At 69.4% G+C, this 14,045-nt stretch carries 12 protein-coding genes; 4 read left to right on the forward strand and 8 right to left on the reverse strand.

The features are described from left to right. Window position 1: 1 nt before the first annotated feature. From MQP27_RS37660 to MQP27_RS37690, 7 genes are all read right to left on the reverse strand, one after another. A complete protein-coding gene (locus MQP27_RS37660; RefSeq protein ID WP_242773796.1) occupies window positions 2-1,162 on the reverse strand; it encodes a DUF3500 domain-containing protein in 1,161 nt (386 codons plus the stop codon). Window positions 1,163-1,227: 65 nt separating this feature from the next. Then, window positions 1,228-2,139: an ABC transporter substrate-binding protein gene (locus tag MQP27_RS37665; RefSeq protein WP_242773798.1), complete on the reverse strand. Its 912-nt coding sequence runs from the start codon at window positions 2,137-2,139 to the stop codon at window positions 1,228-1,230. A gap of 5 nt (window positions 2,140-2,144) precedes the next feature. Beyond that, window positions 2,145-3,800, reverse strand: a complete 1,656-nt coding sequence (locus MQP27_RS51525) for a thiamine pyrophosphate-binding protein (RefSeq protein ID WP_242773802.1) — start codon at window positions 3,798-3,800, stop codon at window positions 2,145-2,147. After that, window positions 3,797-4,867 (reverse strand): amidohydrolase family protein, encoded by a 1,071-nt coding sequence (locus tag MQP27_RS37675; protein WP_242773804.1) that lies wholly within the window; start codon window positions 4,865-4,867, stop codon window positions 3,797-3,799. The genes MQP27_RS51525 and MQP27_RS37675 overlap by 4 nt, the downstream gene beginning before the upstream one ends. Window positions 4,868-4,929: 62 nt before the next feature. Then, a complete protein-coding gene (locus tag MQP27_RS37680) occupies window positions 4,930-5,790 on the reverse strand; it encodes an HpcH/HpaI aldolase family protein (protein WP_242773805.1) in 861 nt (286 codons plus the stop codon). Further along, window positions 5,787-6,455: an SRPBCC domain-containing protein gene (locus tag MQP27_RS37685; protein WP_242773806.1), complete on the reverse strand. Its 669-nt coding sequence runs from the start codon at window positions 6,453-6,455 to the stop codon at window positions 5,787-5,789. The genes MQP27_RS37680 and MQP27_RS37685 overlap by 4 nt, the downstream gene beginning before the upstream one ends. A gap of 154 nt (window positions 6,456-6,609) precedes the next feature. Beyond that, window positions 6,610-7,404, reverse strand: coding sequence for an ABC transporter ATP-binding protein (locus MQP27_RS37690; protein ID WP_242773807.1), 795 nt, complete (start codon window positions 7,402-7,404; stop codon window positions 6,610-6,612). 731 nt (window positions 7,405-8,135) lie between these two features. Here MQP27_RS37690 and MQP27_RS37695 point away from each other — a divergent pair. Beyond that, complete coding sequence (locus MQP27_RS37695) at window positions 8,136-9,308, forward strand: lactonase family protein (RefSeq protein ID WP_242773808.1); 1,173 nt, start codon at window positions 8,136-8,138, stop codon at window positions 9,306-9,308. Window positions 9,309-9,421: 113 nt separating this feature from the next. Further along, window positions 9,422-10,114, forward strand: a complete 693-nt coding sequence (locus tag MQP27_RS37700) for a GntR family transcriptional regulator (protein WP_242773809.1) — start codon at window positions 9,422-9,424, stop codon at window positions 10,112-10,114. 58 nt (window positions 10,115-10,172) lie between these two features. Here MQP27_RS37700 and MQP27_RS37705 read toward each other — a convergent pair whose 3' ends face one another. Then, window positions 10,173-10,793: a TetR/AcrR family transcriptional regulator gene (locus MQP27_RS37705; protein ID WP_242773810.1), complete on the reverse strand. Its 621-nt coding sequence runs from the start codon at window positions 10,791-10,793 to the stop codon at window positions 10,173-10,175. Between the two features lie 146 nt (window positions 10,794-10,939). On the opposite strand from MQP27_RS37705, the gene MQP27_RS37710 reads away from it, so the two are divergent. Further along, complete coding sequence (locus MQP27_RS37710) at window positions 10,940-11,704, forward strand: siderophore-interacting protein (RefSeq protein WP_242773812.1); 765 nt, start codon at window positions 10,940-10,942, stop codon at window positions 11,702-11,704. A gap of 10 nt (window positions 11,705-11,714) precedes the next feature. Beyond that, complete coding sequence (locus tag MQP27_RS37715) at window positions 11,715-13,898, forward strand: 2Fe-2S iron-sulfur cluster-binding protein (RefSeq protein WP_242773814.1); 2,184 nt, start codon at window positions 11,715-11,717, stop codon at window positions 13,896-13,898. The last annotated feature ends 147 nt before the right edge of the window (window positions 13,899-14,045 follow it).

Below are 14,045 nucleotides of genomic sequence, written 5' to 3' on the forward strand. Positions count from 1 at the left end.
GCTACGCCGGGCGCGGGCCGTGGTGCCGCTCGTGGTGCTGGCGCAGCAGGTCGACGCCGAAGTCGTTGCCGTTGGGGGTGCGGACGACGGTGTGGATGTGCCGGCGCGAGTGGTAGTCGTTGTCGAACAGCACGCCGGGCATGTGCTCGAACTCGACGAGGATCACCGGGCTGTGGAAGCGGTAGTAGAAGGTGCCGTCCGGGTCACCGACCCAGGCGAAGCGGGTGTCGCCCTCGTGGGCGCGGACCTCCTCCATGCGCACCCGGGCGTGGTGGTCGGCGGCCCGGTTCACGTAGAGCCCGAGCAGGCGCAGTGCCGTGTCCCGCTGGCCGGGCGCCATCTCGCTCAGGAGCAGCCCCTGGTAGTCGAGTTCGTAGTTGTCCCGGAAGGCGCCGACGAACAGCTCGGCCGGCATGGTGTCCGCGATGACGGCCTGTTCCCGCTGTCGGCGGTCGAGTTGGGTGAACAGTTCGTGTCCGAGTGCCTCCTCGCCCCGGAAGGCCACGGTGCCGGCGTACTTGCCGGACCCGGCGATCACGGGCTCGGCACCGAGGAAGGAGGGGGTGAGGACCATCTGGTCCCCGACGAACACGCAGTTGATGTTGACGTGGTGCCCGTCGAGCTGCCAGCCCCAGGGGCCGCCGTTCTCCGGCTCGCCGTAGAGGGAGAACCAGTACAGCCACTCGTTGAGGCCGTCGGTGTTGTCGCTCAGTTCGCCGATGGTGAGGTTGAGGTGCATGAGGTCGACCATCTGGCGGTAGCCGTCCGCGCTGAGGCTTTCGCGGATGACGGCCAGGGCCCGCTCGCGCTGCTCGTCGTCGAGCTCCTCCAGCAGCATGCCGTGGCGCAGGAAGTACCGGGCGCCGTTGTTCCAGTGGCGCCAGCTGACGTCGTCCATCGGGAACCGGCCCTCGGCGAGCTGTTTCTCCGTCAGGCCCGCCAGGTACTCCTCCGCCGCCCGGTAGACCTTGCGGACGTCCGCGCCGGTGCCGCGCAGCGGGAACAGTCCCCGCCGGATGCCCTCGGAGGTGGCCACGCCCCGGAAGGGCTCGTTCGCCGCCTTCACCCGCCAGGCGACCTTCTCGAGCAGGTCGGGCGTCCATGTCTCCGGCTTGCGGGTGGGCGGGTTGCCCCGCTTGCGCAGCCCTACCGGCTCTCCCACGGCTGCTCCTTTCTCGATGTCATGGACGGGCGCCGCCGGGCGGCGCGCCGTTGCCGTCGGCCTTCTCATGTGTCGAGGAAGGCCGTCTCGCGCTCGATCGCCGCGACGTCCACCGGCTCGCCGATCAGGTCCTGTTCCAGGGCGTACCGTCCGGCGACCTCCAGGCAGGCGGTCAGCGAGGGGCTCCACCCGGCCGCGACCGCGCGTCCGGCGGGCGAGTCGTCGCGCTGGTCCGCGGTGTCCTCGATCGCCTGCTTCAGGGCCCGGTAGAGGGCGAGCACGGCGTCGGGGCGGTCGCGCAGGACGTCGTCGCGCACCACTAGCAGGTGGTTGGCCGGAATGGTGGCGTGCCGCTCGGCCCACGCCTTCCCGGCGTCCTCCGCGTCCGCCACGAGCGGGACCAGCCCCGCGCCCTGTCCGCCGATCGCCTTCGGACCGAGCACCGCCGCACTGACGTCGCGGGAGCGCAGCAGGTCCCCGACCCGCTCGGCCGCCGACCGCGTCACGTACGGGGGGTTGACGTACTGGGCGACATGGACGTCCTCGGTGGTCACCCAGGTGATGTCGGAGGACTTGATCCCGTACTCCTCCTGGAGCCAGCCGCGCACCCACAGACCGGTCGTCTGGCCGTACGAGCGCACCCCCACGCGCCGGCCCACGAGGTCCCGGGGGCTGATCGCCGGGTCCTCGGGCAGCCGGGTCAGGGAGCGGTGGTGGGTGCTGCCCACCAGCACGACCGGCAGCAGCGTCAGCGGGATGCCCGCGTCGCGGGCCTGGAGGTAGGTGGCCGTCGGCATCTCGCAGATGTCGTAGGCCAGTTCACGCACCATGCGGGCGAAGGCCGGCGGCAGGGGGGAGGACTCCGGGTAGCGGCAGTCCACTCCGTCCACGGGGACGGTCCCGTCCTTCAGGGGCCGGGTGTGCGGGTAGTTGCCGAGCAGGACGGTCAGCGGCGGTGCCGCGTGGTTCTCGCTCATGCCGCTCACACGTCCTCGCCGTACTGGATGCGCCGGTACGGGGTGCTCAGCACCTCACGGGTGATGCGGACGTCGATGACGGTCGGCCGGGGGGCGCGTACGTACTCCGCGAGGGCCTCGCGCAGCTCCTGCGGGGTGCGGACCGTGGCTCCGCCGCCGCCCAACGCCTGGGCGACCGTGCCCAGTTCGGGTGTGGGGATGGTCGCCAGCTCCGGGTCCAGTCCCTTCGCCCGCGCCTTGTGGTACTCGGCGCCCAGGCCCTGGTCGTTCATGACGACGACCAGCAGCGGGATGTCGTAGCGGCACGCCGTCTCGAACTCGGACAGGTGCATGAGGAAGCTGGCGTCGCCCTCCACCACGAAGCCGGGCCTGTTGCCCATCGCGATCATCTGGCCCATGGCGATCAGCGGGGCCTGGCCGATGGCGCCGAACATGCCGTAGTTGGAGAGCACGTCGCGGGAGCGCTGGAAGAGCATGGTGCCGAAGTCGGTCTGGTGTCCGCTGCCCAGCACCAGCCCCATCTCGCCGGGGAGTTCGTGGTCGAGGATCCAGATCGCCTCGCGCGGGTCGAGCCGTCCGGGTTCGCGCACGTACTGGGCCGGCGGCTGGAGCCGGGCCGTCAGGTGCTGGTGGACGGCGTCGGTGTGGTAGCCCTCCAGCCGGACGGAGCGTTCCTTCAGGGCCCGGGTCAGTTCGGTGAGGGCGGTGACCGCGTCGGCCTGCAGGTAGCAGTCCGCCGTCCTGCCGTTGCCCATCACCAGGTGCGGGGCGGTGTCGATCTGGATGTACTTGGCCTCGGGATAGAGGTAGCCGCTCTCGATGGTGTAGTGGTTCAGGCTGGCGCCCACCGCGATGACGCAGTCGGCCTCCTGAAGCAGCTCCATCGACGCCTTGTCGCCGAACAGCCCCGACAGGCCGACGTGGAAGTCGGTGCGGTCGCACAGCCAGTTCTTCGCCTGGAGGGTGGTGGCCAGCAGGGCACCGGTCTGCTGCTGCAGGGCGAGGATCTGCTCGCCGCAGTCCGCCTTGCGCGCGCCCCGCCCCGCGATGACGACCACGCGCTTGGAGTTGTGGACGAGGTCGCAGGCGGCGTCGACGGCGACCGGGTCCGGCAGCAGCCGCGGCGTGCGGATCAGGGCTGTGGACGGCACGTAGTCCTCGTCGTAGTCGTCCAGTTCGGCCACCTGGACGTCGAAGGGCGCGCTGATCATGACCGGCTTGGACTCGGTGCGGGCCAGGTAGAACGCCTGGCGCACGGCCTCCTGGGCGTTCTCGGGCCGGGTGACGTGGATGAACTCGCACTCGATCGCGGCGGCGAAGCGCCGCTGGTCGAGGTATTGGGTGGCGCCCTCGTCACCCAGGGGTGTCTCGCCGCAGAAGGCGACGAGCGGGGTGCCCGCCCGGCTGGCCACGATCATCGAGGTGGCCAGCTGCGAGACACCGGGACCGCTGGTCGTGGTGACCACGCCGGGCCGGCCCGCGCCGCGCGCCCAGCCGTCCGCCATGCCGAGGCCGGAGCCTTCGTGCCGTACCTCGTACAGCCGCACACCGCGGTCGGCGAGCGCGGCCATCCAGTGCATGTTGGCGTCGCCCATCATGCCGAAGACGTCGCTGGTGCCCTCCCGGACGAACGCCTCGGCCAGCGCTTCGTAGACCTTCACTGCTGGGACTCCTTCACGTTCGCCGCGGCCGTCGCCCGCGCCTTGAGGACACCGTCGAGCCGTGCGAAGACCCGCAGGGCGTTGCCTCCGTAGACCGCCTGCCGGTCGCTGTCGCTCAGGCTGTCGATGGAGTCGAGGGTGTATTTGGTGTCGTCGAACCGGCGCCCGGTCTCGGGGTCCACGCTGCGGACGGCGCCGATCATCTCCGAGGCGAACAGCACGTTGCGGGCCGGGATGATGTCGAGCAGCAGTTCCATGCCGCGCTTGTGGTACACGCAGGTGTCGAAGTACACGTTGCGCAGGACCGACTCCTCCAGCGGCGGCCGGCCGCGGTCCTGCATCATGCCGCGGTAGCGGCCCCAGTGGTACGGGACGGCACCGCCGCCGTGCGGCAGGATGAGCCGCAGCGTCGGGAAGTCCTTGAACAGGTCCGACTCGCACAGTTGCATGAACGCCGCGGTGTCACCGGCGAGATAGTGGGCGCAGGTGCCTTGCAGGGCCGGGTTCCTCGACATCGCGACGTGGACCATCGCGGGGACGTCGAGCTCGACCATCTTCTCGTAGAGCGGGTAGTAGACGCGGTCGGTCAGCGGCGGGGCCTGGTAGTACCCGTCCGACGGGTCGGGGTTGAGGAGACAGCCGACGAATCCCAACTCCTCGACACAGCGCTCCAGTTCGCTGACGGAGTTGCGCACGGAGGTGGCGAGGGCGTCGCCCGGGGACTGCGGCAGCTGGCACACGCCCACGAACCGCTCGGGGAAGAGACCGCACACCCGGGCGATCAGGTCGTTGCTGACGCGCGACCAGTCGAGGCTGGTGACCTCGTCGCCGTAGTGGTGGGCCATCTTGCCCGCGCCGGGGGAGAAGACCGTCAGGTCCGTGCCCCGCTCGATCTGCAGCTTGAGCTGCCCGTTCTCGATGGCACCGCGGATCTCGTCGTCGCTGATGTGCAGTTCGTCGGGCGACACGCGGGTGCCCGACTCCTCGAACGCCTGGATCTGCCTCTCTCGCCACTTGCCCAGCGCGGGGGGCGCCGTGGTGAAGTGGCCATGGCAGTCGATGATCATGGAATACTCCGAGACTTGCGTAGCGGTGGTGGCGTGGGGGTGCGCGGACCGCGCGGGGGCGGTCAGTCGCGGCCGGTCAGCTCGCGGGCCTTGTCCAGGCCGGGGTAGGTGCGCACCGGCGCCGACATCAGGAAGCGGTATCCGTCGTCGAGCACCTGCTTGACGTTGCCGGCGGTGACATGGGGGTGGCCCACGGCGACGCCGCGCTCACCGCAGATGTCGAGGATCCGGCGCTTGCACTCCAGCACCCGTGGATGCTCGTACTGGCGGGGGAAGCCCAGTTCCTGGCTCATGTCGCCCTCGCCGATCAGGATCAGCCCGATCCCCGGTACCTGGTCGAGGATGTCCGCCAGGTTCCGGATGCCGAGCTGGTCCTCGATCATGAGGCCGACGAGGATCTCCCCGTCCGGGGCGAGCGGCCACACGTCGGCCCTGGCGTAGTACTCGATGTTGGAGATGCCCCAGTAGCGGGTGGCCGCGTGCGGACCGTCCCCGCGCAGGCCGGCGGGCTCGTAGTGCGGAGCGTCGGGCAGCCGGGGGTAGCGGCAGGCGGCGACGGCGTTACGGGCCTCCTCGACCGTGGAGATGTGCGGCCAGACAATGCCGAACGCACCGAGGTCGAGGGCCTGCTTGGCGTGCCACTGGGCCTTCTCCGCGCCGTTGGCGGGGATGCGCACCAGCGGGGTGACGGCGGGTGCGAGGCTGTCCGCCTCGAAGATCTGACGACGGCTCAGCAGGTACTGGAAGCTGTCTTTGAGGGCGTTGATGTCCCAGGGTTTGTGCTCCATCTCGAACACCACGGCGTCGTAGGCGGAGTTGCTCAGCTCGACCGCCGAGGCGGGGTCGGCCGCAGAAAAGGTCGCGAAGACGTGCTGCCCCGCGTCCAGGGCGCCGATCACCTTGTTGAGCCTGGACGTTGTCATCGGCGACTCCCCTGTCCGACCTGGCCGAGTGTTTCTGCGGACGCGCCCGCCGAGGGCGTCGGCGGATGCGGCGACTGTCCTTGGCGCCTGGCTCGCCGCCCCGCCCACCACGCGCGCAGGCGGGCGATCAGACCGGTGGGGCGGGATACGGCCGCGGACGCGTCCGAAGGCGCCGGGGCGGGCGACCCGGCGGCTGCCGCAACGGGCTCGGCGGTCGCCGCGCACGCCTTGACCAGTTCGTCGGTGAATTCCTTCGTCATCCGGGCGACGACCATCGAGGCGCCCGACTCGATCAACTTGGCGAGTTTGCCGTTGAGTTTGATCTCACCGTCGCAGAAGACCCGGGAGCTGCCGGGGGTCTGGCCCTCGGCGACCCGGAAGGTGGCGCCGGCGCTGAAGCGGGTGGCGCCCTGCCCGTCCGCACCCCGGGCGGTCAGACGGCCCTCATGTTCGGGTTCATCGAGGTCCAGGGCCACCCGGGCGGCGAACTTGACCCGGAGGCCGCCGAATCTGACGGCCAGGGCTCCGTCGAAGGACCCGTCGTCGTGCGACGCGCCGAGCTCTGCGCCGCCGATGCACGACACGACGGCAGAGGGGTCGGAGATGACTTCCCAGACACGGTCGGGCGGACTCGGTACGGCGATCTCTTCCTTGATCGATATCAAAACTGTGAACCTAACTCGGCGGCGGCACGACGTCCGAAAACCTCGGAAAAAGGCATGACGGCATGGCGATTTGGCGACTTGACGGCATAGAGCCTTGACGGCTTCGCAGCGTGGGGCGGACGGTCGCCGACTGCGGCGGCCGGCTCGGTCCGCGCTACGCGGCGGACTTGCGCTCGGCGGCGAAGAGTCCCCAGAGGTCGTTGTAGAGCTCAGAGAACTCAGGGGTCTCGACGAGCGCGCCGATCTGGCGCGGGCGCTCGAAGGGAACCGGGATGACGCGGCGGACCGTTCCGGGGCCCTTCGACATCACGACGACCTCGTCGGCCAGGTAGATGGCCTCGTTGAGATCGTGCGTGACGAAGATGAGAGTCCCGTTCTGCTCACGCCAGATGTTGAGCAGTTCCTGCTGGAGCTCGAGCCGCGTGATGGCGTCCAGTGGCCCGAACGGCTCGTCCATCAGCACGATGGACGGGTTGTAGATCAGCGCACGCGCGATGGCGCAGCGCTTCTGCATACCGCCCGACAACTCCCGGGGGAAGTGGTTCTCGAAGCCGCTCAGCCCGACGAGATCGACCCAGTGCGCGATGCGCTCCTCGCGCTCCGCCTTGGGCACCTTGCGGAACTTGAGCGCCAGGCCGATGTTGGCCTTCACGCTCAGCCAGGGCAGCAGATGCGAGTGCTGAGTCACGTACGCGGCATCGGAGTTGACGCTGGTGACGCGCTCGCCGGAGTAGTGGACCTCGCCCTGAGTGGGCGTGAGCAGTCCGGCGGCCAGGTTGAGGATGGTGCTCTTCCCGCACCCGCTGGGCCCGATCACGGCGACGACCTTGCCGCGGTCGACCGTGAACGACACATCCCGGATCGCCGGTCGATGAGTGCCGGGGAACTGCAGGGTGACGTCGTCGAGACGGAGTGCCTCCGGGTGAAGGGTGCGCTGACTGGTCGACATGGCTGTCTCCTCGGCTCCCGCACCGCCACGGGACGAAGCGGGCGCCGTGCGCTCGTGCCGGTAGTGGCGGTGGTGTGTGACGTGAACTGCTGACAGTGGAGTGGAGTGATCGAGGCCTCGGAGGAGTGCCGGGGTCGGCTTGATTCTTCCGGCGAGGCAGTCTCGGCGACACCGCGTGTCCCCGAGATTGTCCGACAAGCGGTGATGCGAACGTAGCACCGTCGACTTACGCGGACAAGGATCCTGCGGAAAAACGTGCCCGTCTCATAGGTGACAGGCGACCCTGGCCCGACATTGTTGGACAACATGAGTGCCGACACGCGTCCCGTTCACGATCACGCATGGCCCGAAGCCGCGTGTCCCCGCCTGCCGGCCGTACAGGTTCCCGGCGATCGGGTCCGCCGGTGGTGCGGCCACCTCCCCGGCGGTCCGGTTCGTCCCGCGCGTGGCGCGGGTGGGGGCGATTGTTGGGCAATCCATGCGGAGGTCGGGCACTCAGGCCTATCGGAGAACTGCCTATGCGTGCACGCTTCTTGCCCGGACCATCTCGGGGAGTTACGTTCCCGGAGGCATTGTCCGACAACCCGTGACGCTCATCCTCCGCGTCGTCGGTCACCGCGCCCTGTCATGAGAAAGGCGTCCGCTCGATGAACGACTCTCCCGGACCTGAGTCTGACCCGCGTGCCGCCCGCGACGGCCGGCCGTCTCCTGCGCCACCCTCGCGGAGAACCGTGCTGACGGCCATGACGATGTCGGTGGCGGCGGCCACGCCCCTGCTCTCCGGCACGCCCGCCGACGCCGCTCCGAACCGGCCGGGCGATCTGCTCTACATCGGCACCTGGGGGCAGGGCCTGGTGTACGCGGTGCGGTTCGACCCCGACCGCGGAACCATGACCTCACTGGGGTCCGTGGCCCAGGTCAGCTCGAACTGGCTCGTCACGCATCCCACCCGCCCGATTCTGTACGTCGCCGGCGGCGAGCAGGGCGGATACATACGCGCCTTCCACATGGACGACGCCTCGGGAGCGCTGCGACAACTCGACGAGATCACGGTCGAGGCCGTCCCGACCGGCAGCGGCGGGCTGTCGTACATCGGACTGACCGGGAAGGCGGACGCCCTGCTGGTCGCCGACTTCGCGGCCGGAACCGCGGTGACCGTGCCGGTGGGCCAGGGCGGCGGCCTGCGCGCCGTCGCGTCGACCGTCCAGGATGTCGGATCCGGCCCCAGTCCACGCCAGACGGGACCGCACCCCCATCACGTGATCATCGACCCGAGCCGCCGGTACGCGCTGGTCGCGGACTTCGGCGCGGACCGGGTGTTCGTCTACGACTACGACCAGGCCACCCAACGGATGTCGGCCGGCACGCCCGACGGGCCGGGCTTCCACGCGACCGCACCCGGCTCGGGCCCGCGACGGCTGGCCTTTCATCCGGACGGCCGGACGCTGTACCTGCTGAATGAACTGACCGCTGACATAGAGGTGTTGGGGTGGGATGCGACACATGGCGTGATGACGACTCGTCAGGTCCTGTCGACCAACGCGGCTGACCACACCGGAACCACGAGCGCCGCCGAGCTGGCCATAAGCCGCGACGGCCGTCATGTGTACACATCCAACCGCGGCGAGAACGCGCTGGTCGTCTTCTCCACGCACCCGGCGACCGGCCTGCTCACGGAACGTCAGCGCATCCCCTGTGCCGGTGTCACGCCGTGGAGCTTCGCCCTCCACCCCGGCGGACGGTGGCTGTTCGTCGCGAACGAGGCGAGCGGGAGCGTGAACCTCTTCTCGGTCGACCGGGCCACCGGACGTCTCACCGACACGGGCACCTCCGTCGCCGTGCCCTACCCCGACTGCATCGCCTTCCGCACACGCGAGCAAGGACCCGGCACCGGTCCTTCGTGAGGGCGAGGGCTCCCGCGGGACGGCCGTCGGGGCTGTTCGGAGGGTCGGGCAGGCTCGGTCGCCAGCCATACTGCTCGATACGCGCCGGACCTCCCCGACCCACAGGTGATCATGTGAACCCGAAGCATCACGACGGCACGGCCGAAGCCGAGAAGAGCCCGTCGACGCGACAGAGCCAGGCCTACGAAGGTCTGCGCGCGCTCCTGCGATCGGGAACCTTCGCGCCGGGCACTCGTCTCACCGAAGCGGACCTGACGCAGCGGTTCGGCGTGTCGCGCAGCACCATGCGGGCGGTGCTGGTGCAGCTCGCGCAGGAGGGTTACGTGACCAGCGAGGTCAACCGGGGTGTCCGTACCCGTGACTTCACGGTCGAGGAAGCCCTGGACATCCTGGAGGCGCGGGAGACACTCGAAGCCGCCCTGGCCGGCAAAGCCGCCGAACGCGCGACCGAGGAGGAGATCGAGGAGCTGCGCCGCACATTGCAGCTCATGGCCGACTGCCAGGCGAACGGTGACGAAGCGGGCTACTCCCAGGGCAACCGGACCTTCCACCAGCAGATCAAGCGCGCCGCTCACCAGCAGACCCTGGCCCGTGCCTACGACACCTTGCTCTATCCCCTCGTCATGAGGCAGTACCGCGACCTCACCGTGCCACATCCGCGGACCGGATCGCTGGAGGAGCACCAGGCCATCTTCCTGGCCGTACTCACCCGCAACCCCGAGGCGGCCGCCGCCGCGATGCGCCACCACGTCGGCTCCGCCCGCCGGGCGCTGCTGCTGCGATCGGCCCGGGACGCCGACGACTGAGTGCAGTACTTGGTGGTGGGGCATGCTCGTACCGGCATTGACCGAGGTGTGCTTGTGGTTACTGGTCGCCGTGCAGGTACCGGGTGATCACGGCGACCAGCTCCGTCTCCAGCCTCTCGACCTGGTTGGGGTGGGGGGTTGCCATGAGTTTGTGGGTGTTCATCTCCACGGTCCCCACGACGAGTTCCGCGGCCATGTCGAGGTCCTGCACCCGGACATCCGGATGGCTGGCGAACACGTCGCGTACCTGCCTCACCCGGGCTTTGCCGTGCCGGTCGATCGCTTCGATCAGGTCACTGGAGACCGGCGCTTCCTCGATCATGATCCGCAGGAGCTGGGGGTCGTCGCGATGGTGGTCGATCGCGTCGCGGACCAGGGACCGGACGGCTTCCTTCAGGCTGCCGGGAGTCATGTCCAGCTCATCGGCTCCTGTCCATGCGCCGCGGTCGATGTGCCGGATCAGCAGCTCGGCGAGGATGGCGTCCTTGTTCGGGAAGTACTGGTAGAGCGAGCCGATGGACATGCGGGCCTGTTCGGCGATCCGGTTGGTGGTGCCGGCCGCGTACCCGTACTCGGCGAAAACGTGAGCAGCTGCGGTGAGGATGCGCTCGCGGGTGAGTTCGGCGCGTACCTGTCGGGGCTTGCGACGTGGGGCGAGTCGGCGGTCGGCGGATGTCATCCGTGGTTCCTTCTGGCCGGTGGAAAGCGAGTAGCCAATAGCTGAGCTTTTGCTCAGAATACTGTCATGAGCTGCGGAAACAAGAGGAACCAAAGCCTGGGAGTGTGGCGGTGATCCCCCGGGTGAGCCTCCCCTGGGAGCGCAGGATGATCACGTTGGAGGTGCGGCGCTGTCAGCCGGTCTCGCCCGGCTTCGCCACCGTCACCCTGGGCGGCCCCGACATCCGGCACCTCGTTCCAGGAGGCCCTGACCAGGCTGTCCGTCTCTTCTTCCCGCGGGAGGGGCAGCCCGAGCTGCGGATGCCGACCGTCTCGAACGAGGCGTGGATGGCGCAGGTCCTGCTGATGCCGAAAGCGGCCCGTCCGTGGGTGCGCAACCTGACCATCCGGAGCCTGCGCCCGGTGGAGCGGGAGCTCGACATCGAGTTCGCCCTCCACGGCGACTCGCCCATGACCTCGTGGGTCCGCCGGGTCCGGCCGGGTGACCCTGCCGGGATCTTCGATCTCGGCTCCATGTACCGGCCGCCCGAGCACGCCCGGGGGCGTCTGCTGGTGGGCGATGAGAGTGCGCTGCCGGCCATCTTGTCGATCCTGGACAGTGACCCGAACCCGCCGCCCACCGATGTCTTCGTGGAGGTGGCGAGCGCGTACGACATCCGGTCCGTGTCCACGCCGCCCGGGGTGCGCATGCACTGGCTCAGCCGCGACAGCGAGAGCCTGCGTCCCGGTGTCCGTGCGCTGGAGGCAGTCGGTGATGCCGAGCTGCCCGAAGCCCCCCTCTATGCGTGGGTGGCGGGTGAGACCCGGCTGGCCACTGGTGTCCGGCGGCACCTGGTCAACGACCGCGGCGTACCCAAGCGGGACGTCTCCTTCTACGGCTACTGGCGACTGGGCCGGTCGGCCCCCGGCTGAAAGAACCCTCATGCAGCAGCACACCTTCGAGCCGGACGCGATGCACCGGCTGTCCTGCGTGGACGAGGTCGAGGCGGTCGTCGGCCGCCCGGCCGCGATGGTCATGAAGAAGCAGATCAGCGTCCTGGACGCAGGGTGCCGCAGCGTCCTGGCCCACAGTCCGGTCGCGGCCTTCGGCTACCAGGACACCGTCGGCACCGTGCGCACCACGTTCGTCGGTGGCACGCCCGGATTCGCGCGCGTCCACTCCTCGCAGCGGTTCTCCTTCTCCGTTCCGGGGGCGAGTGTCGCATCCGGCCCGGTCTCGCTGTTCTTTCTGCTGCCCGGGGTGGGCGAGGTGCTGCGCGTCAACGGAGCCGCATCCGCCCTCAAGGGCGGGGAGACGGCCGTGGACATCTCCGAGGCGTACGTGCACTGCGCGCAGGCCGTCATCCGCGCCGGCCTGTGGGAGTCGCCCGCCCCGCCTCACACCGCGGAGCCTGTCCCTGACCGGGGCCCGTTGGCCGGCCCGGGTATCGGCGACTTCCTGGCCGCCTCCCCCTTCCTGGCCCTGTCCACCTGGGACACGGAAGGCGGCAGCGACACCAGCCCGCGCGGGGAGCGGCAGACGGTGGCCCGCATCCTGAACGGCCGCACTCTGGTGCTGGCCGACCGTAAGGGCAACAGACGCGCGGACACCCTGCACAACCTGCTCCACGACGACCGGCTCGCACTCGCCGCCCTCGTCCCCGGCCGCAGCGGTGTCCTGCACATCCACGGGCGCGCCGTGATCACCGACGACGCAGCGCTGCTGAAGACCTTGGCCTTGCGCGGCGTGCCACCGCATCTCGCCCTCCTCATCGACGTGGAGTACGCGGAGATCCGCGGCAATGACGCTGTTGCCCGCGCCCGCCTGTGGAACCCCGACACACGATCCGGCCGGGACTCGGCCCCCGACATGATGGCCCTGGCCAGCGCCCATCTGGCCGCAGGCGCAGCCGAGTCCGAGCGTGCCTCAGCGCGGCTGATCAAGCTCATCACCGCCATTCCTGGCATGAGTTGGCTGATGCGGAAAGCGATGGACCGCGCCTACGTGTCCGGGCTGCGCAAAGAGGGTTACGACGATGTCCGCGCCCCTGCTGCCGCACGCCGTGGCGGAACGCTTCACGGTCAGGTGACGGAGAGCCCACTGCGACCTGTGCGCATCTGCGAGATACGGCAGGAGACGCCCTCCGCCCGCACCCTGGTGCTCGAAGACTCAGCCGCCGAGGCCAAGCCGTTCCACTTCCGTCCCGGGCAGTTCTTCACCCTGGTCACGGACATCGCGGGCCGCCCCGTACGACGCGCCTATTCGGCCTCCTCGGCGCCGGGCGCCACCCGGCTGGAGCTCACCGTCAAGCACGTGAAGGGCGGCCGGTTTTCCACACACGCCCATCGTGACCTGCGTCCCGGGGACCGACTCGCGGTACGCGGCCCCTCCGGCACCTTCCACGCCCCGCCGCAGACCACTGAGCAGCTCGTGCTCATCGCGGCCGGCAGCGGCATCACGCCCATGATGAGCATGATCCGCGCCCGCCTTTCCGATCCTGCGTCGACCGGCAGGATCGATCTGCTGTACAGCAGCCGAGGCCCCGAAGAGATCATCTTCGGCGACGAGTTGACCCGCCTGGAAAAGGACCATCCAGACCGGCTGGCGGTCACCCACGTCCTCACCAGCCGCGATGGCCGACTCGACGCCGAAGGTGTCCGCCGGTGGGTGACCGGCCTACCGCTGACGGACAGCGCACACCACTTCGTCTGCGGCCCCGAAGCACTCATGGACACCGTGCAGGACGTACTGCGACAACTCGGCGTGCCGGACGAGCACATGCACCAAGAACGCTTCAGTGGTGTCGCCCCCGCCGTAACCACGCAGGCACCCCAGGAGATGCGAGTCGAGAAAGACGGGAGCCTCGTCGGAGTGACCGTGGTCGAACCCGGCCAGTCCCTGCTCGATGCCGGTCTCGCCGCAGGGCTGCCCATGCCGTACTCCTGCACGGTCGGCACCTGCGGGGAATGCATGGTGCGTGTGAGCAGCGGCGAGGTCACGCAACCCGAACACACCTGCCTCACCCGCAAGCAGAAGGCGGAGGGGCAGGTACTGACATGCGTCAGTTGCCCGTTGTCCGAGGTCACCCTTGATATTGCCGATCCGACGCCTCCCGCCCCGCGCTGAGGCTCTCCGCTACCCGCCGGGCATCACAGTCGTACGACACACCCGACGCGCTTCATGCCCGACTCACCGTTCACGGCAGACGACTCCTGGTCGACCGGGTCCGGGCTGGCCGCCCCGTCGCCCATGTAGCCGGCGCAATGGGTACCG

The sequence above is a fragment of the Streptomyces cylindrosporus genome (assembly GCF_022698165.1).
In the GTDB taxonomy this organism is placed as follows: domain Bacteria; phylum Actinomycetota; class Actinomycetes; order Streptomycetales; family Streptomycetaceae; genus Streptomyces; species Streptomyces cylindrosporus.

Excerpts from the sequence above, each read along its gene's own strand:
- MQP27_RS37665 (WP_242773798.1), bottom strand. The coding sequence starts at position 2,139 with ATGAGCGAGAACCACGCGGCACCGCCGCTGACCGTCCTGCTCGGCAAC.
- MQP27_RS37675 (WP_242773804.1), bottom strand. The coding sequence starts at position 4,867 with ATGATCATCGACTGCCATGGCCACTTCACCACGGCGCCCCCCGCGCTG.
- MQP27_RS37680 (WP_242773805.1), bottom strand. The coding sequence starts at position 5,790 with ATGACAACGTCCAGGCTCAACAAGGTGATCGGCGCCCTGGACGCGGGG.
- MQP27_RS37690 (WP_242773807.1), bottom strand. The coding sequence starts at position 7,404 with ATGTCGACCAGTCAGCGCACCCTTCACCCGGAGGCACTCCGTCTCGAC.
- MQP27_RS37705 (WP_242773810.1), bottom strand. The coding sequence starts at position 10,793 with ATGACATCCGCCGACCGCCGACTCGCCCCACGTCGCAAGCCCCGACAG.
- MQP27_RS37710 (WP_242773812.1), top strand. The coding sequence starts at position 10,940 with ATGATCACGTTGGAGGTGCGGCGCTGTCAGCCGGTCTCGCCCGGCTTC.
- MQP27_RS37715 (WP_242773814.1), top strand. The coding sequence starts at position 11,715 with ATGCAGCAGCACACCTTCGAGCCGGACGCGATGCACCGGCTGTCCTGC.